Genomic DNA, 723 nt, shown 5'->3' with positions numbered 1-723 from the left:
ATGAAGGTGATTGCCAAGAAGAAAGGTAAAGGTCAGTAGGGTGGATGACGCTTTTTCATCCACCATCCGCGGTTGTCCGGGCTACTTACTAAACCGTGCAATCACATCTTCTGATGACATGACCTCAGCATATTCGGCGCCCAGTATGGCCAGGGTCAGCTCGTATACGGTCGAGGCTTCCCAGCGGGTTCCACCTGGCCCTGTTACAGGCACGGCAGTCGTGGCATCAGAAGGGAGGATGATGCTGTACCCGAGCGCTTTGCCTGCGCGGATGGTGGCATCCATGCTGTTGTGAATCACAACGCCCGTCAGCACGAGGCGATTTGCATTCATTCCCTTCAGTGCGGCATCCAGTTGGGTGCCTATGAACGCGCAGTTTTCGTTCTTGATGATGACGGCTTCGCCCTCTATCGGCGCGACTTCCTGTTTGATGCCATTCCAGGGGCCGTGAAGGTAATAGCTGGAAGTGGGTGTCTTTTCATCGTGTTTTATGTGAAGGACGGGCCAGCCGTTTGATCGCCAGAATTGCAGGAGACGTTGGATGACGGCCAGGTAACCGGGATGACTTTTGTCATTCCAGACGGGCTGATCGATGGCGTCCTGAACGTCGAGAATGATCAAGGGGATTGGGCTGGGCATGTCCGGCATTTGGTGTCGTCTCCTTACGATGAAAGCGCAGTGTGCTGCAGTGTTTTTCTATCAACAACCATGGCAGCTCGATAG

1 protein-coding gene is annotated in these 723 nt (G+C 54.1%); it reads right to left on the bottom strand.

Translation table 11 applies throughout. The features are described 5' to 3' along the window. Positions 1 to 81: 81 nt before the first annotated feature. Complete coding sequence (locus J0A65_RS24795; protein WP_152489280.1) at positions 82 to 648, bottom strand: isochorismatase family protein; 567 nt, start codon at positions 646 to 648, stop codon at positions 82 to 84. Positions 649 to 723 lie beyond the last annotated feature (75 nt).

Origin of the sequence: Bowmanella yangjiangensis, from assembly GCF_017255015.1 — a bacterium.
In the GTDB taxonomy this organism is placed as follows: Bacteria; Pseudomonadota; Gammaproteobacteria; order Enterobacterales; family Alteromonadaceae; genus Bowmanella; species Bowmanella yangjiangensis.
This window is presented reverse-complemented; position numbering and strand designations above follow the sequence as displayed.